Here is a 20,243-nt window from a genome sequence, read left to right on the forward strand (position 1 = left end):
AGGCTCCATCACTGCGCCTCCCGACCCGGCATGTCGGCATTACCCTTGGGCGCACGGATGCCGCCAAGGAGTTTCGGCAGGAAGGGCAGCTTCATCGCGGCCCCCTTCACCTTCTCGAACTGCATCACGTCCTCGATCCGGCGGTCGAGGAAGGCCCAGGTGTCACCCTTGCCCTCGCTCTCGTCGCCCATCCAGTAGAGCACCGTTGAGCTGTAGACCCCCGAAAGCGTCATCCGCTTCGTGTACCAATTGTAATCCTCGCTGACATCACCCAGCGCGCGCCAGATCTTGTCCGACGTTTCCCAGATCAGCTTCGAGCCGGTCGTGGCGTTCTGCGGTAGCGCGAAGATCGCGGCGCCACGGCGCACCAGCTCCGGATCGGCCTCTTCCAGACGGAAGCGCACGGCAGTCGCGATCCGGTCGCGGAACTTCAGTCCCGACAGATCCGCCTCTTCCAGACGCCTGAGCATTTCGGCATCGCCCTCGCGGTGATAGGCCACCGCCAGATCGACGGCACCACGCGGACACACGACCCGCGCCAACCCCGGATCGAGCCCCAGATCGGACACTGCGAGCTTGAAGGCCGGCTCGGACCAGCCATCGAATGGGACATGCGGCTTGATCGCCGCCAACAGCTCGGACCGCGTGCGTTCCATATCGAGATGGTCGTTTTTCATCGCGTTTCCTCTCTCAGCTTTGACGGTAGACAAACCGCCTTTTGGTGACTATATGGAGCGCTCCTGCAAGCAACTGCAACTCTAACTTAGGAAGGTGGTGACACCACATGCAGGTCAGCGTTCGCGACAACAACGTCGAACAGGCGCTCCGTGCTCTGAAGAAGAAGCTTCAGCGCGAGGGTGTGTTCCGCGAAATGAAGCTCAAGCAGCATTTCGAGAAACCCTCGGTCAAAAAAGCGCGCGAGAAAGCCGAAGCCGTCCGCCGTGCCCGTAAACTGGCACGTAAGAAGGCTCAGCGCGAAGGCGCGCTCTAAGCGCACCGCTCCGCGTCTGAAAAGGCGCCTGAAAATGCTGGCGGGCTTGCCCGCACCGATGACCCCCGAGGCTTGGCCGCGGGGGTTTTTGGTTTCTGGAGGACACCGCTACAAGAAAGCGCAATCGCCGCCGCTTTGATCTTGCCTAAAGCGCTGCGCCCCCTACCCTAGCGCCAGCACTTCGCTCTGGCGGGAACCGCTTTCAAATGTCCGATATCCGGCCCGTCCTGCACCTCTTTGGCCTGATCGTCACAGCCCTCGGAACCGCTATGCTGGTGCCCGCGGCGCTGGATTTCAGCGACCTCAACCCGAACTGGCAGGACTTCCTGGAAGCGGCGTTCGAGACTGCGCTGATCGGGGGCGCTCTCGCGCTCGCGACCCGCACCAAGAGCGCGAGCGGGCTCACCACGCGGCAGGCCTATCTGCTCACCGCGGCGATCTGGCTCGGCCTGCCGATCTTCGCCGCCCTCCCTTTCATCGAAGGCGCACCGCACGCGACCTGGACGAATGCCTATTTCGAAGCCGCCTCGGGCATCACCACGACCGGCTACACCGTCTTCGAACATCTCGACACGCTGCCACGCGGTGTCGTGTTGTGGCGCGGGATGCTGAACTGGTTCGGAGGGCTCGGGATCGCCTTCGTCGCGATGATCTTCCTGCCGGTGCTCCGCATCGGCGGCATGCGTTATTTCCAGGCGGAAGGCTTCGACACGCTGGGCAAGGTCATGCCGCGCGCCCATAACATCGCGCGCTCGCTGCTCTGGGTCTATGTTTCGCTGACGCTGGCCTGCGCGATCAGCTACACCGCCACGGGCATGACCTCCTTCGACGCGATCTGCTACGCAATGGCGACGATCGCGACCGGGGGCTTCGGCACGCATGACAGCTCCTTCGCGAACTTCTCGCCCGGATCGCAATATGCGGGCGTCGTCTTCATGCTGGGTTCGGCCTTGCCCTTCATCCGCTATGTCCAGCTTGGCCGAGGCGACCTGCGCCCGTTCTGGGACGACCCGCAAATCCACGCCTTCTTTCGTTGGTTCGGCCTCGCGCTCGCGGCACTCCTGATCTGGCTCTACACCCACGCGCCCGACGGGATCGAGCCGACCTTCCGTTCCGCCGCTTTCAACCTGTCCTCGATCATGACCGGCACCGGCTTCGGCACGGCCAACGTCTCGAATTGGGGCAGCTTCGCGATGGTGCTGGCCTATTGGGTCGGGCTGATCGGCGGCTGCACCGGGTCCAGCTCGGGCGCGCTGTCAGTTTTTCGCTGGCAGGCACTCGGCGCGGTGATCCGCGCCGCCGTGCGCCGATTGCAGATGCCACATCGTGTACTGCAGCCGCGCCTCGGCGAAAGGCTGCTGGAGGAAGACATCCTCTCCTCCCTGATCCTCTATTTTACCGGCTACATCCTGACGCTGGGCCTGATCTCGGTCGGGATTTCGATGACCGGGGCCGATTTCGTCTCGGCCATCTTCGCGACCTGGGGGGCTCTCGGCAATATAGGCTACGGGGTCGGTCCGCTGACCGATCGCACCGGCACGATGATCGACTTCAGCGACACCGCGACATGGCTGCTGACGCTCGCAATGCTGCTGGGCCGGATCGGGATGCTCGCGATCCTCGTCGTATTCCTGCCGCGCTTCTGGCGCGCCTGACTCTCAGACCGGCATCGCCGTGGTGGAGACCACGCATTTGAGCGAGAAGCTCGACTGGATCTGCGCCACGCCCGGAATGTTGGCCAGCTTCGCCCGGTGCAGCCGCGCAAAATCCTCGGCATCGGCGGCGACCACTTTCAGAAGGTAATCCGCAGCCCCCGCCATCAGATGACATTCGAGCACCTCCGGGACCTGCTGCACACCCTTCTCGAAGGCATCCAGAACCTCGTCGGCCTGACTGGACAGCTTGATCTCGACATAGACCGTCGTCGTCCGCCCCAGCTTGCGCGGGTTCAGCAGGGCGACGTAATCGCGGATGTAACCCTCCTCCTCCAGTCGCTGCACCCGCCGGTGACAGGCCGAGGGCGAGAGGTTCACCCGCTCGCTCAACTCGGCATTGGAGATTCGCCCCTGCCGCTGCAAAACCTCCAGCAACCGACGATCTGTCGCGTCCAGCTTGTCGCTCATGCAAAATCCTGCCGCTATTCACGTATTTTATCGAAGATACGAGCGGCCCACCCCATCCACAACCGCCAAATGGCAAAGCACTTGCTTGTGACGGAGCGCATACTGGTCGCAGGACGTTTCCATGTTTTGGAGGAGGACACGCGATGAAGATCGGAACCGTACGCGAAATCAAGGCGCAGGAATTCCGCGTCGGGCTGACCCCGGCCGCGGCGCAAGAGGCGGTCGCCCATGGCCACGAAGTGCTGGTGGAAACCGGCGCAGGCCTGGGCGCGGGTTTCAATGACAGCGATTACGAGGCCGCCGGCGCGAAGATCCTCGGCGATGCGGCAAAGGTGTTCGCCGAGGCCGAGATGATCGTGAAGGTGAAAGAGCCGCAGGCCTCCGAGCGCGCGATGCTCCGCGAAGGCCAGCTTCTGTTCACCTATCTGCATCTGGCCGCCGACCCGGCGCAGACTCATGACCTGATGAAATCGGGCGCGACCTGCATCGCCTACGAGACGGTGACGGCGAAGGACGGCACCCTGCCGCTGCTCGCGCCGATGTCCGAGGTGGCTGGTCGCCTCGCGCCGCAGATGGGCGCGTGGACCCTGCAGAAGGCCAATGGCGGGCGCGGTGTGCTGCTGGGCGGCGTGCCCGGCGTGTCGCCCGCGAAGGTCGTCGTGATCGGCGGCGGCGTCGTGGGCACCAACGCCGCGCGCGTGGCTGCCGGGATGGGCGCGGATGTGACCGTGCTCGACAAGTCGCTGCCGCGTCTGCGCTATCTCGATGACACGTTCGGCGGAACCTTCCGCACCGCCTATGCCTCGAAAGCCGAGACCGAGGCGCTGGTCGCGGCCTCCGATCTGGTGATCGGGGCGGTGCTGATCCCCGGGGCCGCCGCCCCGAAACTGGTCACCCGCGAAATGCTCAAGACGATGAAGCCCGGCGCGGCGATCGTCGATGTCGCGATCGATCAGGGCGGCTGCGTCGAGACCTCGCACCCGACCACCCATGACGACCCGATCTACGAGGTCGAGGGCATCATGCATTACTGCGTGGCCAATATGCCCGGCGCGGTCGCGCGCACCGCGACGCTCGCGCTGTCGAACGCGACCCAGCCCTTCCTGCTCGCATTGGCCGACAAGGGATGGGAGCGCGCCTGTGCCGAGGATCCGCATCTCGCGGCGGGGCTTAACATCCATGCCGGCAAGGTGACCTATAAGGCAGTGGCCGAAGCGCTCGACTTGCCGTTCGACGCGCCGGACGCGGTGATGCACGCGGCCGAATAAAGGCCACGACGCCAAGAACAACTGCACCCATGACGAGGACGGCCCGGCGCTTTGCCCCGGGCCGTTCTTCTATCTTCAGGCGGCGCTGCGCGCCGCGCCGTCACTTCCGAAGTGCGTCGCGAATTTCGAGCAACACATCGAGCTGGCTCGGACCGGTATGCACCTCGGGCGCGACATCGTCCGGCTTCTCCGCCGCAGCCTTGATGCGGTTGACCATCTTCACCAGCATGAAGACCACGAAGGCGATAATGAAGAAATTGATCACCGCCATCAGGAACGCGCCATAGGCGAAGACCGAGGCACCTGCCTTGCGCGCCTCTTCAAGGCTCGCCCCGGTGGGAACCTCGCCGGAGAGCACAGCGTAGTTATTCGTGAAATCAACGCCTCCGGTGAACAGACCGATGATCGGGTTGATGATGTCGCCGACCAGCGAGGTCACGATGGCGGTGAAGGCCGCCCCGATGATGATGCCCACCGCCATGTCCATGACATTGCCCTTGGCGATGAAATCCTTGAATTCCTGAATCATTCCAGCCCCTCATTGCGATGCGCGTTCTGCGCGACGACAGGCTATCACGATCTTTGCGTCTGCATAGCCTCAAGCAGCGAGCGCAAGGCAGGCTTGCCGGTTTCGCTTTAGCACAACCTTCGGCGTGCATCCTCGACAAGGCGGCGGGCGACCTGCGCCGCCGTGGACACCGTGTCCCCGCCGGAACGGGACGAGAGAGGCGCGGCGACCGGCAAGGCCGCGAAACCGTCGCTGAGCCGTGCGCGCGCTTCCTGTCTGGCGATGTCGGCGATGGCGTCTGCATCACAGCGGAGCGCCTGCTGGATTCGCTCTGCCACCCCCGAGCAGGGTCCCGCCCCGTCGCCCTCAGAGGGACAGTCAAAGCTGCAGGCACAACCGAAATGCTGGGGCATTTGTGAGATATTGCGCAGACGCCGCTGCGCAGCACGGATGCGATCGCAGGCGGCGTCGCGTTGGTCGGCGCGCAGGGCAAGCTCCAGCGGCATGGTCTCTGCCACGGCCGCCCGCTCCTCCTGAAGCCCCTCGGCCGCCGTGCGCAGCGCCGCCGCAGTGTCCGCCTCCGCCGTTTCGGCATCGTCGAGGCAGCCCGAAATCATCTCGTCCAGGAAGGCGACCCGATGCCGCGCGATCAACTCGGCGACCTCGGCGAAGGCGAGATCGGACACCGCCTGCCGTAACTCCTCCAACGCGCGTTCGACCGCGCAATCGCCCGGCCCGTGCAGCGCAGTCAATGCGCGCTGTTCAAGCGCGAGTGACGCGGACCCGAATTCCTGTCCAACCATGGCGGCATCCCCTTTCTGGTAACCGCTTCAGGCTGGCACAACGGAATGAACGAAAGGTGAACTTTCGCTCACCTTTCGCCGCCTCATCGAATTTTCAGAGATTTCTCAGTCGTTTGACCGAAGCGCCTTGGTGAGAGCCGGGAACATTTCAGCATTCGACGCGATCACCGAACCCGATTCGAGAACGTCGCGCCCCTCGCGCACTGCTTCCACGAAACCGCCCGCTTCTTTCACGAGGAGAATCCCCGCGGCCATGTCCCAGGCGTTGAGCCCGCGCTCCCAATAGCCCTCGTAGCGGCCCGCCGCGACATAGGCGAGGTCGAGCGAGGCCGCGCCCCAGCGACGAACGCCCGCGCATTGCGGCATCAGCTTCGCAAGGTCCTGCAGCGTCGCCGGAAGGGTCGACTTGCCGCCGAAGGGCACGCCTGTCGCGAAGATCGATTCGATCATCTTGTGACGGCCCGAGACCCGCAGACGCGTATCGTTCATGTAGGCGCCGAGGCCCTTCTCGGCGAAATACATCTCGTCTTTCGCGGCGTCAAACACCACGGCCGCGATGATTTCGCCCTTATGCTCCAGCGCGATCGAGATCGCCCAATGCGGCAGGCCGTGCAGGAAGTTCGTGGTGCCGTCGAGCGGGTCGACGATCCAGCGGCGGGTCGGGTCATCGCCCGCCTCTTCACCGGTCTCCTCGCCGAGCCAGCCATAGGAAGGGCGCGCGCCGCGCAGCTCGTCCTTGATGATCTTCTCGGCTTCGCGATCGGCCTTCGAGACGAAATCGCCCGGACCCTTCGAGGAGACCTGAAGGTTCTCGACCTCGCGGAAATCCTTGACCAGCGAGCGGCCTGCCTTGCGGGCGGCCTTGATCATCAGGTTGAGGTTTGCGCTGCCTTGCATCTCTGGGCTCCTTCGCGTTTCAAGCGGTCGCCTTACAGGGGTTGCGCGGAAAATCCAAGAGCTTTGGCACGTGAGGCAAACTGAGGAGGGGCTCTGCCCCGCTCGCTGCGCGAGCCCCTGGGATATTTGGACAAGCCCGATGGGTCAGGCACGCTGAAGCTTCACCGGCTCGGTGCGTGCAAGCCGCAGGAAATGCGCCATGAAGGGCTGAGTGGCATCCTCGGACCGCGTCGCGGCGTAAAGGCGCTTGGTCAGCCCGTGTTCGGTCACAGGTTTGGTGATGTAGTCAGGCTGGTACTTCACCTCGCGCAGCACCCAGTCGGGCAGCACCGCCACGCCGCGATTCGAGGCGACCAGCATCAGGATCACCGCCGTCAGCTCCACCTGTCGCACGGCTTTCGGCTCCACCCGTGCGGGCGTGAGCAGCTGGGTGAAGATGTCCGATCGACCGCGGTCGATCGGATAGGTGATCAGCGTCTGATCCGCGAAGTCCTGCGCCTCGATATATGGCTTCGCCGCCAGCGGTGAATTCGCGGCGGCGATGAAGGTCGGCGCGTAGTCGAAAAGCGGATTGAAGGTGACGCCGTCGATCTTTTCCGGATCCGACGATATCACCAGATCGACCTCTTCGCGGCTCAGCGCGGGAAGCGCGTTGAAAGCCAGACCGGGCCGGATATCCACGTCGATATCGGGCCAGGCATGGCGGAAACGCTCCAGCACCGGAAACAGCCAGTCGAAACAGGCGTGGCACTCGATCGCAATATGCAGACGGCCCGCCCGCCCCGACCGCAGCGCGTCGAACTCGGCCTCGGTTGCCGCGATCTCGGGCAGGATGCGTTCGGCCAGCCGCAACAGCTTCTGCCCCGCCGCCGAGAGCTTCAGCGGCTTCGAGCGGCGCACGAACAGCTCCACCCCGGTCTGGTCCTCGAGCCCTTTGATTTGGTGCGACAGCGCCGATTGTGTTATGTGCAGAACGTCCGCTGCCTTCGCGAGCCCTCCGGCATCGTGAATCGCCTTGATTGTGCGCAGGTGACGGAACTCGAGATGCATCTTGCTGTTACACTCATAACCATTTTGAGGATTATGAGTTTGTCTCACAAAGCCCGATCTGGCACAAGAGAGCGAACGAAAGGACAAAATCCCATGACGACGCCCAAGGTCAGTTTCGAATTTTTCCCGCCGAAGACGCTCGATGCGTCGTTCCGGCTGTGGGAAACCGCGCAGGTTCTGGCACCGCTCAAACCCGAGTTCACCTCCGTGACCTATGGCGCGGGCGGCACGACGCGCAAGCTGACCCACGAGGCGGTGGGGACGATCCACAAGAATTATGGCCTCAATGTCGCCGCCCACCTGACCTGCGTGGAAGCGACCAAGGCAGAGACGATGGACATCGTGGACGCCTATGCCGAGGTCGGCGTGACCGAGATCGTGGCGCTGCGGGGCGACCCGCCGCAGGGTGCCAAGCATTTCACCCCGCATCCCGAGGGCTTCGCCTCTTCGGTCGAACTGATCGAGGCGCTGGCCGAGGATGGCCGGTTCACGATCCGCGCCGGCGCCTATCCCGAACGGCATCCGGACGCCGCCGACAACATGGCCGACGTGCGCTGGCTCAAGCGCAAGGTCGAGGCGGGTGCGACCTCGGCGATCACCCAGTTCTTCTTCGAGCCCGAGACCTTCTTCCGCTTCCGCGATGCCTGCGAGCGCGAAGGGATCGACGCCAAGATCATCCCCGGCATCCTGCCGATCCAGTCGTGGAAAGGCGCCAAGAAATTCGCGCAAAGCTGCGGCACCTCCATCCCCGCCTGGGTCGAGGAAGCCTTCGAGGCCGCGATCCGCGACGGGCGCGAGCATCTTCTGGCGACCGCGCTGTGCACCGAGCTGTGCGACAAGCTGATCGAGGGCGGCGTGGAAGACCTGCATTTCTACACGCTCAACCGTCCCGGCCTGACCCGCGACGTCTGCCACGCGCTGGGTGTGACGCCCGATACGGTGCTGGAGAAAGTGGCCTGAAAGGGTCGCGACACGGATTGAACGAAGGGGCCCGGCTGGGCCCCTTTTCTTTTTTGGTCGTGGTGCGTCACGCGTCTGACGCTTGTCGCAACGCCCACACCACCGCCGAGAAGACGCTCAGGAAATCGCGCCGGTCGTGATAATGTTTACCCAGCGGAAGCCAGTTCAAATCTGCCGACGAGATCGCGCCGATGACTGGCGTCCGTTCTAGGGAGGTAACACATGGGACGTTTCGTGATCACGGGGAGCTTCTCTCCTCAGGCCATAAAGGGCTTCATGGACAGCCCGACGGACCGATGGGAGACCATCGACGCGTTGATAAAGGCGGCTGGGGGGAAACTGGAAAACTACTACATAACCACCGGTCCGAGTGACTTTTTGATCATCGCCACGGGCGACGACATGAAGAAGGTGCTGCCGGCGATCATGGCCGCCGCTGGCTCGGGGTCATTGTCGAAGGTGCAGACGCAGGAGGCCTTCACGACCGCCGACTTCAAGGAGATGCAGAAGGCTGCGGCCGGCATCCGTTCGAACTTCGTGCCGCCGGGCAGTTAAGGCCACTTCGGTCGCAATCCGACACCTACCTCCCCTTCCCTTTCCGAGCTACCGCGATAGCTTAGTGCCGACCCGGAAAAGGACCCGAAGATGCCCGACCAATATTTCGCCGAAGGCCCCGAAGATTTCCTCCCACTCGAGGAGGTGCTTTCGATGTCGGGGCTCGACTACGTTCGCAAGATGGTGACGGGCGACGTTCCCTCCCCCACCGTGCAGAAGCTGATGGCCTATCGGATCACCGAGGCCGAGGAAGGCCGCGTCGTCTGCCGCGGGACGCCGGGCCATCCGCAGACCAACGGCTATGGCGGCATTCACGGCGGCTGGTATGCGATGATGCTAGATACGGTGATGACCTGTTCGGTGATCACCGGACTGAAGAAGGGTCAGACGCAGACCACGCTCGAATTCAAGGTGAACCTGATCCGCGCGATCAAGCCCGGCACCGAGGTGATCGGCGTGGGACAGCTCGATCACATCGGCCGGTCAACCGGCGTCGCGCGGGGTGAGATCCGGGGCGCCGAGGATGGACGCCTCTACGCGACCGGCACCGCCACCTGTTTCGTCATGACGCCTGACCTCTGAGACAGGCTCGGACCGGCGCGCGAGACGACGGATTTCGGGACGCAGGATGCGCGGCCTGAAAATCGCGCGCGAGCCTTCGGGCAAGACCACGCTCTCATGCAGCCCTTCAGAGGGGTCGCGCCCCACGACGCGCGGCGCGCGCAGCCAGAACAGCTTGCCCCAGCCAGTCCAGGTGCCGACCGAGGGCGCATTCGGATCGCGCGGGAACTCCGCCTGCCAACCGGGCGGCAGGCTCAGACCCAGCGATTCCGCCCGCTCCAGCATCCACACGAGCGGAATATTGGCGAGCGGGCGCGCATCCGCGAAATGCCCGAGCATCCCGCCGATATCGCCATGGGCGCCGCGAAACCAGCGCTGCTCGATCCGAGTCGCGGGAGAATCGGCGTCGGAAGCGCCCTCGTCGCTTTCCCACACCAGCGGCTCCAGCACAGAGCGCCGCTCGTCGAGCGCGAGCGCCTGAAACCCGTGGCGCACATGGTCGCTCAGGTGGTGGTCGTGAAAGCGCACGCGCTCCTCGTTGACGATCCAGAAGAACGGCACGCGAATGCCCAGCGCCTGAACCGTATCAAAGGCGCCGACCATCTCGATCTCGACATTCTCGTGGCACAGGCTGTTGCGGAAGCTTTGGAGGACGTCCGCGGGCGTCTCTTCCTCGTAGTGGCGCCATGCAAGCCGCGTGTTGCGTTCGATCGCATGCTCCGGGCGCAACAGACCGATCCGCCCGATCATCCCCGCCAGCGAGCGCGCAGCGAAGCCGCCCCGGGAATAGCCGATCAGGAAGATGCGGTCGCCCGGGCGGTAGCGCATCGCGAGCCAGCCATAGGCGCGGGAGATCTGCTGATTCACGCCCCAGCCGAACCAGACATCCGACATGTCGTGCCAGTCGCGCCAGCGCAGGCCGCGCCCGTAATAGACCGAGACTTTCGGCGCTGCCCGGCGCAGGAAGCGATAGATCAGCCCGATCGAGGTCAGCCGGTCGGCGCGCAGCGAGCCGAGCGTCCCGTCGAGCAACACGACATGATCGACCGGGCCACGGCCCGCGCCTGCCGCCGAGCGCGCCTCGGCCCGTTCCGGGCTGCGGCGGCGCAGGGCAGAGATCACACGCTCGAAGAGACCGCGCATATCAGCGCTCCACATAAGTTGGGCTTATACTATCCAATGTAGGATAAGTTTCACTTATCTTCAGGGGCAATCGCGGCAGTTTGTTGACCCGATCGTGCCCGCCGCGCTTTTTCGGACCGCGCGCACGGGGTTTTCCTTGTCGCCTGCGCGGGCTAAACAGCCCTCAAGCCGAGCCAAGGATGCCTGACATGACGATGGACAAGACTTTCGATGCCGCGAGCGCCGAGCCGCGGATCTACGCGAAATGGGAAGAGGCCGGAGCCTTCAAGGCCGGGGCCAACGCGTCGCGCGACGAGACCTTCTGCGTGATGATCCCGCCGCCCAACGTGACGGGCGCGCTGCATGTGGGCCACGCCTTCAACAACACCGTGCAGGATATCCTCGTGCGCTGGCACCGGATGCGCGGCTTCGACACGCTCTGGCAGCCGGGACAGGACCATGCGGGTATCGCGACCCAGCTGATGGTCGAGAAGGAACTGGCCAAGACCGGTCAGCCCAAGCGCATCGAACTCGGCCGTGAGAAATTCCTCGAGAAGGTCTGGGAGTGGAAAGGCGAATACGGCTCGACCATCATCAACCAGCTCAAGCGTCTGGGCTCGAGCTGCGATTGGTCGCGCAATGCCTTCACCATGTCGGGGGCTCCCGGCGCGCCGGAAGGCAACGAGGGTAACTTCCATGACGCCGTGATCAAGGTCTTCGTCGACATGTACGAGAAGGGCCTGATCTATCGCGGCAAGCGGCTGGTGAACTGGGATCCCCATTTCGAGACCGCGATCTCCGATCTCGAGGTCGAGAATATCGAAGTCGCCGGTCACATGTGGCACTTCAAATACCCGCTCGCGGGCGGCGAGACCTATACCTATGTCGAGAAGGACGAAGAGGGGAACGTCGTCTTCACGGAAGAGCGCGACTACATCTCGATCGCGACGACCCGCCCCGAGACGATGCTGGGCGACGGCGCTGTCGCGGTGCACCCGTCCGATGAGCGTTACGCGCCGATCGTCGGCAAGCTCTGCGAAATCCCGGTGGGCCCGAAAGAGCATCGCCGCCTGATCCCGATCATCACCGATCAATATCCCGATCCCGAATTCGGCTCGGGCGCGGTGAAGATCACCGGCGCGCATGACTTCAACGACTACATGGTCGCCAAACGCGGCGGCATCCCGATGTATCGCCTCATGGACACCAAGGGCGCGATGCGCGCCGACGGGCTGTCCTACGAGGAATGCGCGGCCCGCGCGATGGAGATCTCCCGCGGCGCGGATTTCACCGAGGCAGAGATCGACGCGCTCAACCTCGTGCCCGAGGAGCTGCGCGGGCTCGACCGGTTCGAGGCGCGCGAAGCCGTGATCCGTCAGATCACCGAGGAAGGCCTCGCGGTGACGACCACGAAGACCGTCACCGACGAAGACGGCGTTGAGACCGAAACCACCGTTCCGTATGTCGAAGACAAGCCGATCATGCAGCCCTTCGGTGACCGCTCGAAAGTGGTGATCGAGCCGATGCTGACCGATCAGTGGTTCGTCGATGCCGAGCAGATCGTCGGCAAGGCGCTGGACGCCGTGCGCAACGGCGACACCGTGATCATGCCCGAAGCGGGCGAGAAAACCTATTTCCACTGGCTGGAAAACATCGAGCCCTGGTGCATCTCGCGCCAGCTCTGGTGGGGCCACCAGATCCCGGTCTGGTACGGTCTGGACATGGAAGCGCCCGACTTCCGCGATGACGAAGGCGATGGCACGATCGACCTCGTGGAGATGGGCCGCCTGCTCGTCGATACGAAGATGGTGCATCGCGACGACCGCTACCACTGCGCCTCGGACTTCGAGAGCGTCATCGGCTGGTTCAAGGCGCAGAATGCCGAGCTGCCGACGCCGCTGAACGTGGCGCGCATCGTCGAGGTCGAAGACCGCCACAAGGCGATCGAAGTGCTGGCCGCGAGCCTCGCGCAATACGAGATGACCGAGGACCCGACGCAGCTCGTCTACCCGGTCTGGCGCGATGCCGATGTGCTCGACACCTGGTTCTCGTCGGGCCTCTGGCCGATCGGCACGCTGGGCTGGCCCGAGGATACCGAGGAGATGCGCAAGTATTTCCCGACCGATGTCCTCGTGACCGGCTTCGACATCCTGTTCTTCTGGGTGGCGCGGATGATGATGATGCAGCTGGCCGTGATGGATCAGGTGCCCTTCCACACCGTCTACCTGCACCAGCTCGTCCGTGACGAGAAGGGCAAGAAGATGTCGAAGACGACGGGCAACGTGATCGACCCGCTCGAGATCATCGATGCTTACGGCGCGGACGCGCTGCGCTTCACCAATGCCGCGATGGCGGCGATGGGCGGCGTGCTGAAGCTCTCGGAAGAGCGCATCAAGGGCTATCGCAACTTCGGCACGAAGATCTGGAACGCGACACGCTTCGCCGAGATGAACGGCGTGTTCGAAGGGCCGGTCGTGACCGAGATCCCGCAGCCGACGCATACGGTGAACCGCTGGATCATCGGCGAGACCGCGAAGATCCGTGAGCAGGTGGACGAGGCCTTCGCCGCATACCGCTTCAACGACGCGGCGCTGGGGCTTTACGGTTTCGTCTGGGGCAAGGTCTGCGACTGGTATGTCGAATTCGCCAAGCCCCTGTTCGATGGCGAGCATGCCGAGGAAACCCGCGCCACGATGCGTTGGGTGCTCGATCAGTGCTACACGCTGCTGCACCCGATCATGCCCTTCATCACCGAAGAGCTGTGGGAACTGACTGCGCCGCAGGGCGACCGCGCGAAGATGCTCGTCCATGCCGACTGGCCGGATTACAAAGCCGCCGATCTGGTGGACGAGGCCGCCGACCGCGAGATGAACTGGGTGATCGAACTGATCGAGGCGATCCGGTCGTCGCGCACCCAGATGGGCGTGCCGGTAGGGCTGAAACTGCCGATGGTTCTGGCCGAGGCCGATGACGCGGCGCGCGCAGCGCTCGCCAATAACGAGGCGCTGATTTTCAAGCTGGCCCGCATCGAAAGCGTCACCGAGGGACCGATCCCGAAAGGCGCGATCTCGATCCCAGCGCAGGGCGCGCTGTTCGGTCTGCCGCTGGAAGGCGTGATCGACATCGCCAAGGAGAAGGCACGTCTGGAGAAGGCTCTGGGCAAGATGGAGAAGGAAATCGGCGGCATGAAGGGCCGTCTGAACAATCCGAAATTCATCGCCAATGCCGATCCCGACGTGGTCGTGGAAACCCGCGAAAACCTCGCCCGCGCCGAGGAAGAGGCCGAGAAGGTGCGTCAGGCCGTCGCGCGTCTGGCGGAGCTGGGCTGAGCGAGGCTTTTAGCGATCAGGGCCGCGCCTGCCCCTCGGGTGGGCGCGGCCCGGGCCTGGTCGTCCCGCGCCGTGAGCTGAGCGGAGACCTTACTCCGACACTTCCTTCATCGTGAAGGCCACGCCCGAGGCGACCACGCAGATCCCCGCATAGACGATCAGCACCATATCCGGCCCCGCTATCGCGAGCGCCGAACTCGCCGCGCCGAAGGCCAGCAGCATCACGCCTACACTCGTGTTCGACACCGCCGTATAGGCCGCGCGATCGTCCTTGGGCGACATGTCCACGAGGTAGGTCGAGCGGCCCAGCCGCACCCCCTGATAGCCAATCATCAGCCCGAACAGCGCCACCGGCGAGGCCCAGATCGTGCCCATCAGCCCCGACCAACTCAATCCCACCGCAAGCGCCAGGAACGCGGCGGCGACCAGCCCGGTGAAGATCAGCACCTTGCGCGAGGAGCGATCCGCCAGCCGCCCCCAGATATAGGAACTCACCAGCGAGGCCAGCGCCGACGCCAGCACCATCGCCCCCAGCGCGCCGAAACGGTTATCTCCGGCATTCGCGGCGAGCAGCACGATATAGGGCGGCGCGAGCGCGGTCGGCAGCAGCAGCACCCGCGCGATCACGAACTTGCCAAGATCGGCATCCTTCCACAGCAGGCTAAGCTCTGACAGGCCAATGCTGCCCTTCGCCTCGCCCGGCTGGTCTTCCTCGCGCAGCGTCGAGAACAGCGCAGCCGCCGCCACCCAGAGCACGGCGGCCAGTGAAATCGCCCCGATCACGAGGCTCTTCCGCGGGACGAATCCGCTCATCAGGATCAGCGCGAACAGGATCACCCCGGCCGCAGAAACGCTCGTCGCGATGCCGGTCGTCGTACCACGCCGCGTGCGGTCCACGGTCTTGCCCAGCACGTCTTGTAGCTCACCGAGGACAGCGAGCGCGCGATGGCCAGCACGCCCAGCGCGGCGAGCATCGCAAGCCCCGCGGCCATCCCCTGCATCGTCAGCGCAATCACCACGATCGCCGCCGCCGCCAGCCCCTGGATCATGCTACCGGCGGCCCAGGCCCATTTGCGCTGGGGCATCTTGCGGACATGCGGTGCGGTGAACAGCTGCGGCAATAGCGAGCCCGCCTCGCGCACCGGCACCAGCCAACTGACCAGAGCGGCGGGCGCGCCCACCGCCTGCATGAGCCAGCTGAGCACCAGCTTCGGGTCGATCAGCCCGTCTGCCAGCTTGGTCATCGACAGCGATCCGACATGGCGCAAAAAACTGCCGGGTTCGTGCTTGGCGGCGGTGTCGCTCAGCTCTTTCACATTCCCCGGCGCATCGCCGGTCAGCGTTTCGAATAGGGAGGAGGAGAAAGAGGTGTCGCTGGCGCTCATCGGCTGGCTTCCCGAACTTATGTCATTTCACGATATTACGCAGGGAAAAGCGCTTGGCCCAGTCCCCGGTTCCGCCGCGAGGAACCGATCGACGCAGCCTCTTGCCGCATCCGCGCTTTGCGCTTACGCCTGTAGCCATGACCGGACCTCGATATACCCGCCTGATCGACAGCCTTCCCGCCACCGTGCCCTTCGTCGGGCCCGAGGAACACGAGCGCCTTGCCGGTCGCCGCTTCACTGCGCGGCTCGGAGCCAACGAGAACGGCTTTGGCCCCTCGCCGCGGGCGATTTCCGCGATGGCGGCTGCGGCCGGCGATGCCTGGAAATACGGCGACTCGACGAGCTTCGATCTGCGTACGGCGATTGCCGCGCATCACGATGTCGCGGTCGAGAACGTTCTGGTCGGCGAAGGGATCGACGGGCTTCTGGGCTACCTGTGCCGCCTGATGATCGAACCGGGCGATCCCGTTGTCACCTCGGAAGGTGCCTACCCGACGTTCAACTACCATGTCGCGGGCTTCGGCGGGGTGCTTCACAAAGTGCCCTATGCCGGGGATCACGAAGACCCGCATGCGCTGATCGCGAAGGCCGCCGAGGTGGGCGCGAAGCTCGTCTATATCGCCAATCCCGATAACCCGATGGGCACGCATCATCCGCGCGAGACGATCGAGGCGATGATCGACGCGGTGCCGGATGGCACGCTGATGGTGCTGGACGAGGCCTATGTGGAATTCGCCGACGACGGGACCGAGGCGCGCATAGCGGCCGACGATCCCCGAGTGATTCGGATGCGGACCTTCTCAAAGGCCCATGGTCTGGCGGGCGCGCGCGTGGGCTATGCGCTTGCGGCCCCCGGCCTGATCGCGGCTTTCGACAAGATTCGCATCATTTCGGCATGTGCCGCATCTCTCAGGCAGGCGCGCTGGCCGCGCTGCAGGACAAGACGTGGCAGGCCTACATGCGTCTCCTCGTGGCAGGCGCACGCGACCGGATCGACGAGATCGCGCGCGAGAACGGGCTGAGCACCCTGCCCTCCGCCACGAATTTCGTCGCCGTGGACTGCGGGCAGGATGGTGATTTCGCGCGGGGCCGTGCTGCAGGAACTGGACGCGCGCGCGGTGTTCGTGCGGATGCCCTTCGTCGCCCCGCAAAACCGCTGCATCCGCGTCTCGGTCGGGCCCGAAGCCGAGCTCGACGCCTTTGCCGCGGCCCTCCCTGACGCGCTGAAAGCCGCCCGCGCGCCGCTGATCTGCGCGCCCTCCCGGACACAAATCCGCCTACCAATCGGCAAAAAAGCACCGGCGTCAGCACGTCTCGCCGCAGGTGAATTGCGCCGACTCGAGGCCGGGCCCATGTTTTGCTCGACAACAGGAGCAGACACATGAGCCGCAAGATCCGCAACGCCCGTATCGCAATGTTGAGCCCGCTGGCCTTCGCGTTGGCCTTCGCGCCTATGCAGGCAACACCAGACCAGCCGCGAGATGCGGCTGTCGTCCTCGCGCACCGAGGCGCCGCAGGTCTCGCGGGAAGCCTCGAAGAGGTCGAACAGCTCACCGACTGGCTGGAGCGTCACGGTCAGGCCTGACCGGCGCCTTTCGCGATCGCACCAGCCCGCCGCGGCGATGCCGCCGGGGTTGTGCGGGATTTTCAGCGCCTGCATCCCGGCCTCCATCGTCGCCAGCGCGCCCAGCGTCATATGGGCGTTCACATGGCCCATATGGGCGACCCGCAGGAAATCGTTGGCCTCGGGCGTGCCGGGTTCTGCCATGCCGAGCCCGATGCCGAGCGTCACCCCCGCCTCGCGCTCCAACCAGCTGCGCAGCCGCTGCGCATTGCCCGCGCCGATCCGCGCTGCCGTCACCGAATGGGCGCGATGGGCCGGGTTGGCGATGTTGAGCGCGAATATCCCCTTCCTGCCCCCAGGTCTCGAAAGCAGCCCAGACGGCGGAGGCGAGCGTCGCGTGACGCGCCCAGATATGGGTGAGCCCTCTTCCTCGAGGATCATCTTGAGCGACTCGTCGAGGCCGAAGAGGTGATGCGTCGGGGCGGTGCCTCCGAAATACTGGTAGACCATCTCGGGAAGGCGCGCGGCTGCCAGTCCCAATAAGGCGTGACCATATCGGCCTCGCGGCTCGCCGCCAGCGCCTTGTCGGAGAACCACACAAAGCCCAGACCCGGCGGCACCATCAGCCCCTTCTGGCTAGCGGCGACCATCACATCGACGCCCCAATCGTCCATCCGGAACTCGTCGCAGGCGAGCGAGGCGATGCAATCGACCATCAGCAGCGCCGGATGCCCCGCTGCGTCGATCGCCGCACGGATCGCCGCCACGTCGTTGACCACGGAAGTCGCGGTATCGACATGGGTCAGCAGCACGGCCTTGATCTCGTGATCCTTGTCGGCGCGCAGGGCCTCTTCGACGCGGGCCGGATCGGCGGGCGCCTTCAGGCCGAATTCCAGCCGCTCCACATGAACGCCCATCGTCGCCGCGTTACGCGCCCAGATATTGCCGAAGCGCCCTGTCACGAGGCTCAGCGCCTTATCCCGCGCGAGAAGACGTTCGCGATCGAGGCCTCCCATGCGCCGTGGCCGTTGGCGATGTAGATCGCGACATGGGACGAGGACATTGCCACCCGCCGCAGGTTCGCCGCGACCCGCACCGAGATCTCCTCGATCTCGCCCTCATAGATGTTGGGCGCCGGGCGATGCATCGCGGCCAAAACACGGTCGGGCATCGTCGAGGGCCGGGAATTGCGAGGTAAGGGCGACCTTGGGCAAGGCTCATCGGGTATCTCCGTCTGGCACAACGAATAATCGGTAATGCCGCCCGCGCGCGGCGTCAATCTCGCGCCCGGCTTGCACGCAGGCCCCGTCTCGCGGTAATTCACGGACTTAACCGCGCGCTCGAGAGGCGCGCCTATCGCATGGTGCCTCGTGGCCAAGACTGCAAACCCTTACACGTCGAAACACCTCGCCGGCCGGATGTGGCGCGATTATCTGCGCAAGCACTGGCCGATGATCGGGGTGTCGATGGTCCTTCTGATGATCGAAGGCTCAACGCTGGGCGCACTGAGCTGGATGCTCAAACCGCTCTTCGACAAGGTCTTCGTGCAGGGCGAGAGCCAGTTGATCTGGTGGGTAGGCGCCGCGATCTTCGGGCTGTTCGTGGTCCGGGCGACGACCTCGGTGGCCTCGCGCACGGTGATGACCAGCGTCTCGCTGCGCACGTCGAGCGACATGCAGACCGATCTTTCCGCCACATGCTGCGGCTCGACCAGCGCTTCTACCAGGCCAACCCGCCCGGCGCGCTGATCGAACGGGTGCAAGGCGATACGAGCGCAGTGCAGAACGTCTGGAAGATCTTCATTTCCAGCACCGGGCGCGATGCGGTCTCGCTGATCTCGCTGTTCGCCGTTGCGGTCGCCATCGATCCGGGCTGGACCATGGGCGCCGTGATCGGCGCGCCGCTTCTGATCCTGCCGGTCGCGATGGCGCAGCGCTACATCCGCCGCAAAACCCGGCAGATGCGCGAAAGCTCCTCCGACCGCGCGACTCGGCTCGACGAGGTGTTCCACGGTATCGCTGCGGTGAAGCTCAACGGGATCGAGGACTATCAAGCGGGGCGCTTCGCGCGGCTGGTGGACGAGGTCCGCATCGCGCAGATCAAGACCACCTTCATTTCGGGGCTGGTGCCCGCGATGATCGACATCATCACCGGGCTTGGCTTCTTCTTGGTACTGATCCTCGGCGGTCAGGAAATCATGGCGGGCGAGCGTTCGGTCGGCGATTTCATGTCCTTCTTCACCGCAATGGCGCTGGCCTTCCAGCCGCTTCGCCGCCTCGCGAATTCGGCGGGCTCTTGGCAGACGGGGCGGCGGCGAGCCTCGAGCGGATCTATCGCCTGTTCGATACCGAACCGTCGATCACCTCGCCCGCGCACCCGCCGCCCTGCCCGAGACCACGCGGATCGAGTTCGACGGCGTACATCTGCATTACGGCGACAAGCATGTCCTGCGCGGCCTCAGCTTCGTGGCGGAGCCCGGCCAGACCACCGCACTCGTCGGCCCTTCGGGCGCGGGCAAGACCACCGTGTTCAACCTGCTGACCCGGCTCGTCGATCCCGATAGCGGGCGCATCACTCTGGGCGGCACGCCGCTGAGCGATCTCGGCCTTGCCGAACTGCGCCAGCATTTTTCGACCGTGTCGCAGGACTCGGCTCTTTTCGACGAGACGATCCGCGAGAACGTCCTGCTCGGCCGGCAGGAGGTAGATCCCGACCATATCCAGACCGCGCTCGAAGCCGCGCACGTGACCGAGTTCACAGACCTTCTGCAGAACGGCATCAATACCGGCGCAGGCCCGCGCGGCTCGGCGCTCTCGGGCGGACAACGGCAAAGGGTCGCGATTGCGCGCGCCGTGCTGCGCGACGCGCCGATCCTGCTGCTCGACGAGGCGACCTCGGCGCTTGACACCGTCTCCGAGGCAAAGGTGGCGCAGGCGCTCTCGGAGCTCAGCGAGGGCCGCACGACGCTGGTCATCGCCCACCGCCTGTCGACCGTGCGCAACGCCGACAAGATCGTGGTGGTGGTTGAAGGTCAGGTCGTCGAACAGGGCACGCATGACGAACTGCTGGCCAAGAACGGGCCCTATGCGGGGCTGTGCCGGATGCAGCTTCTCGATTGAGTTGGCAT

At 64.8% G+C, this 20,243-nt stretch carries 17 protein-coding genes and 3 pseudogenes; 10 read left to right on the forward strand and 10 right to left on the reverse strand.

Annotation, left to right across the window (positions count from 1 at the left end):
* Positions 1 to 8: 8 nt before the first annotated feature.
* Positions 9 to 677, reverse strand: a complete 669-nt coding sequence (locus tag BMG03_RS17525; protein ID WP_077701322.1) for a COQ9 family protein — start codon at positions 675 to 677, stop codon at positions 9 to 11.
* A 107-nt stretch (positions 678 to 784) separates the two neighbouring features.
* Between BMG03_RS17525 and rpsU the strand changes: the two genes are divergently transcribed.
* A complete protein-coding gene (gene rpsU / locus BMG03_RS17530) occupies positions 785 to 991 on the forward strand; it encodes a 30S ribosomal protein S21 (protein WP_011748553.1) in 207 nt (68 codons plus the stop codon).
* Positions 992 to 1,197: 206 nt separating this feature from the next.
* The gene (locus tag BMG03_RS17535) at positions 1,198 to 2,646 is read left to right on the forward strand and encodes a TrkH family potassium uptake protein (RefSeq protein WP_075773892.1); all 1,449 of its coding nucleotides are present in this window, start codon (positions 1,198 to 1,200) and stop codon (positions 2,644 to 2,646) included.
* A gap of 3 nt (positions 2,647 to 2,649) precedes the next feature.
* Here the strand turns inward: BMG03_RS17535 and BMG03_RS17540 are convergent, their stop codons facing one another.
* Complete coding sequence (locus tag BMG03_RS17540; RefSeq protein ID WP_075773891.1) at positions 2,650 to 3,114, reverse strand: Lrp/AsnC family transcriptional regulator; 465 nt, start codon at positions 3,112 to 3,114, stop codon at positions 2,650 to 2,652.
* A 143-nt stretch (positions 3,115 to 3,257) separates the two neighbouring features.
* On the opposite strand from BMG03_RS17540, the gene ald reads away from it, so the two are divergent.
* Complete coding sequence (gene ald, locus BMG03_RS17545) at positions 3,258 to 4,382, forward strand: alanine dehydrogenase (RefSeq protein ID WP_075773890.1); 1,125 nt, start codon at positions 3,258 to 3,260, stop codon at positions 4,380 to 4,382.
* Between the two features lie 100 nt (positions 4,383 to 4,482).
* Here the strand turns inward: ald and mscL are convergent, their stop codons facing one another.
* The 4 genes from mscL to BMG03_RS17565 form a co-directional block, all read right to left on the reverse strand.
* On the reverse strand, positions 4,483 to 4,911 hold the full coding sequence (gene mscL, locus BMG03_RS17550; protein ID WP_075773889.1) for a large conductance mechanosensitive channel protein MscL: 429 nt from the start codon (positions 4,909 to 4,911) through the stop codon (positions 4,483 to 4,485).
* A gap of 107 nt (positions 4,912 to 5,018) precedes the next feature.
* The gene (locus BMG03_RS17555; RefSeq protein WP_157771610.1) at positions 5,019 to 5,642 is read right to left on the reverse strand and encodes a hypothetical protein; all 624 of its coding nucleotides are present in this window, start codon (positions 5,640 to 5,642) and stop codon (positions 5,019 to 5,021) included.
* 156 nt (positions 5,643 to 5,798) lie between these two features.
* A complete protein-coding gene (locus tag BMG03_RS17560) occupies positions 5,799 to 6,590 on the reverse strand; it encodes an inositol monophosphatase family protein (protein ID WP_075773887.1) in 792 nt (263 codons plus the stop codon).
* A gap of 144 nt (positions 6,591 to 6,734) precedes the next feature.
* Positions 6,735 to 7,640 carry a LysR family transcriptional regulator gene (locus BMG03_RS17565; RefSeq protein ID WP_075773886.1) on the reverse strand — a complete coding sequence of 302 codons (906 nt, stop codon included), beginning with the start codon at positions 7,638 to 7,640 and terminating at the stop codon, positions 6,735 to 6,737.
* 93 nt (positions 7,641 to 7,733) lie between these two features.
* Here BMG03_RS17565 and metF point away from each other — a divergent pair, with 93 nt between their 5' ends.
* From metF to BMG03_RS17580, 3 genes are all read left to right on the forward strand, one after another.
* Positions 7,734 to 8,600: a methylenetetrahydrofolate reductase [NAD(P)H] gene (metF, locus tag BMG03_RS17570; RefSeq protein WP_075773885.1), complete on the forward strand. Its 867-nt coding sequence runs from the start codon at positions 7,734 to 7,736 to the stop codon at positions 8,598 to 8,600.
* Positions 8,601 to 8,822: 222 nt separating this feature from the next.
* Positions 8,823 to 9,155 carry a GYD domain-containing protein gene (locus BMG03_RS17575; protein ID WP_075773884.1) on the forward strand — a complete coding sequence of 111 codons (333 nt, stop codon included), beginning with the start codon at positions 8,823 to 8,825 and terminating at the stop codon, positions 9,153 to 9,155.
* A gap of 90 nt (positions 9,156 to 9,245) precedes the next feature.
* Positions 9,246 to 9,737: a PaaI family thioesterase gene (locus BMG03_RS17580; protein ID WP_075773883.1), complete on the forward strand. Its 492-nt coding sequence runs from the start codon at positions 9,246 to 9,248 to the stop codon at positions 9,735 to 9,737.
* Here BMG03_RS17580 and BMG03_RS17585 read toward each other — a convergent pair.
* A complete protein-coding gene (locus BMG03_RS17585) occupies positions 9,639 to 10,859 on the reverse strand; it encodes a DUF2235 domain-containing protein (protein WP_075773882.1) in 1,221 nt (406 codons plus the stop codon). The two genes, BMG03_RS17580 and BMG03_RS17585, sit on opposite strands and share 99 nt — an antisense overlap.
* 188 nt (positions 10,860 to 11,047) lie before the next feature.
* Between BMG03_RS17585 and BMG03_RS17590 the strand changes: the two genes are divergently transcribed.
* Positions 11,048 to 14,167, forward strand: coding sequence for a valine--tRNA ligase (locus BMG03_RS17590; RefSeq protein WP_075773881.1), 3,120 nt, complete (start codon positions 11,048 to 11,050; stop codon positions 14,165 to 14,167).
* A 90-nt stretch (positions 14,168 to 14,257) separates the two neighbouring features.
* Here the strand turns inward: BMG03_RS17590 and BMG03_RS21065 are convergent, their stop codons facing one another.
* Together BMG03_RS21065 and BMG03_RS21070 are read right to left on the reverse strand one after the other, a co-directional pair.
* Positions 14,258 to 15,079 (reverse strand): MFS transporter, encoded by an 822-nt coding sequence (locus BMG03_RS21065; protein WP_244270967.1) that lies wholly within the window; start codon positions 15,077 to 15,079, stop codon positions 14,258 to 14,260.
* On the reverse strand, positions 15,001 to 15,552 hold the full coding sequence (locus BMG03_RS21070) for a hypothetical protein (protein WP_244270968.1): 552 nt from the start codon (positions 15,550 to 15,552) through the stop codon (positions 15,001 to 15,003). The genes BMG03_RS21065 and BMG03_RS21070 overlap by 79 nt, the downstream gene beginning before the upstream one ends.
* Positions 15,553 to 15,689: 137 nt before the next feature.
* Between BMG03_RS21070 and BMG03_RS17600 the strand changes: the two are divergent.
* Positions 15,690 to 16,790 (forward strand): annotated as a pseudogene (locus BMG03_RS17600) (pyridoxal phosphate-dependent aminotransferase); the annotation flags it as partial.
* Between the two features lie 143 nt (positions 16,791 to 16,933).
* Complete coding sequence (locus BMG03_RS20905; protein WP_167733378.1) at positions 16,934 to 17,137, forward strand: hypothetical protein; 204 nt, start codon at positions 16,934 to 16,936, stop codon at positions 17,135 to 17,137.
* Positions 17,138 to 17,164: 27 nt separating this feature from the next.
* On the opposite strand, the pseudogene BMG03_RS17605 reads toward BMG03_RS20905, so the two are convergent.
* Positions 17,165 to 18,337, reverse strand: a pseudogene (locus BMG03_RS17605) (pyridoxal-phosphate-dependent aminotransferase family protein); the annotation flags it as partial.
* 197 nt (positions 18,338 to 18,534) lie between these two features.
* On the opposite strand from BMG03_RS17605, the pseudogene BMG03_RS17610 reads away from it, so the two are divergent.
* Positions 18,535 to 20,235, forward strand: a pseudogene (locus BMG03_RS17610) (ABC transporter ATP-binding protein).
* Positions 20,236 to 20,243 lie beyond the last annotated feature (8 nt).

Source organism: Thioclava nitratireducens, assembly GCF_001940525.2.
GTDB lineage: Bacteria > Pseudomonadota > Alphaproteobacteria > Rhodobacterales > Rhodobacteraceae > Thioclava > Thioclava nitratireducens.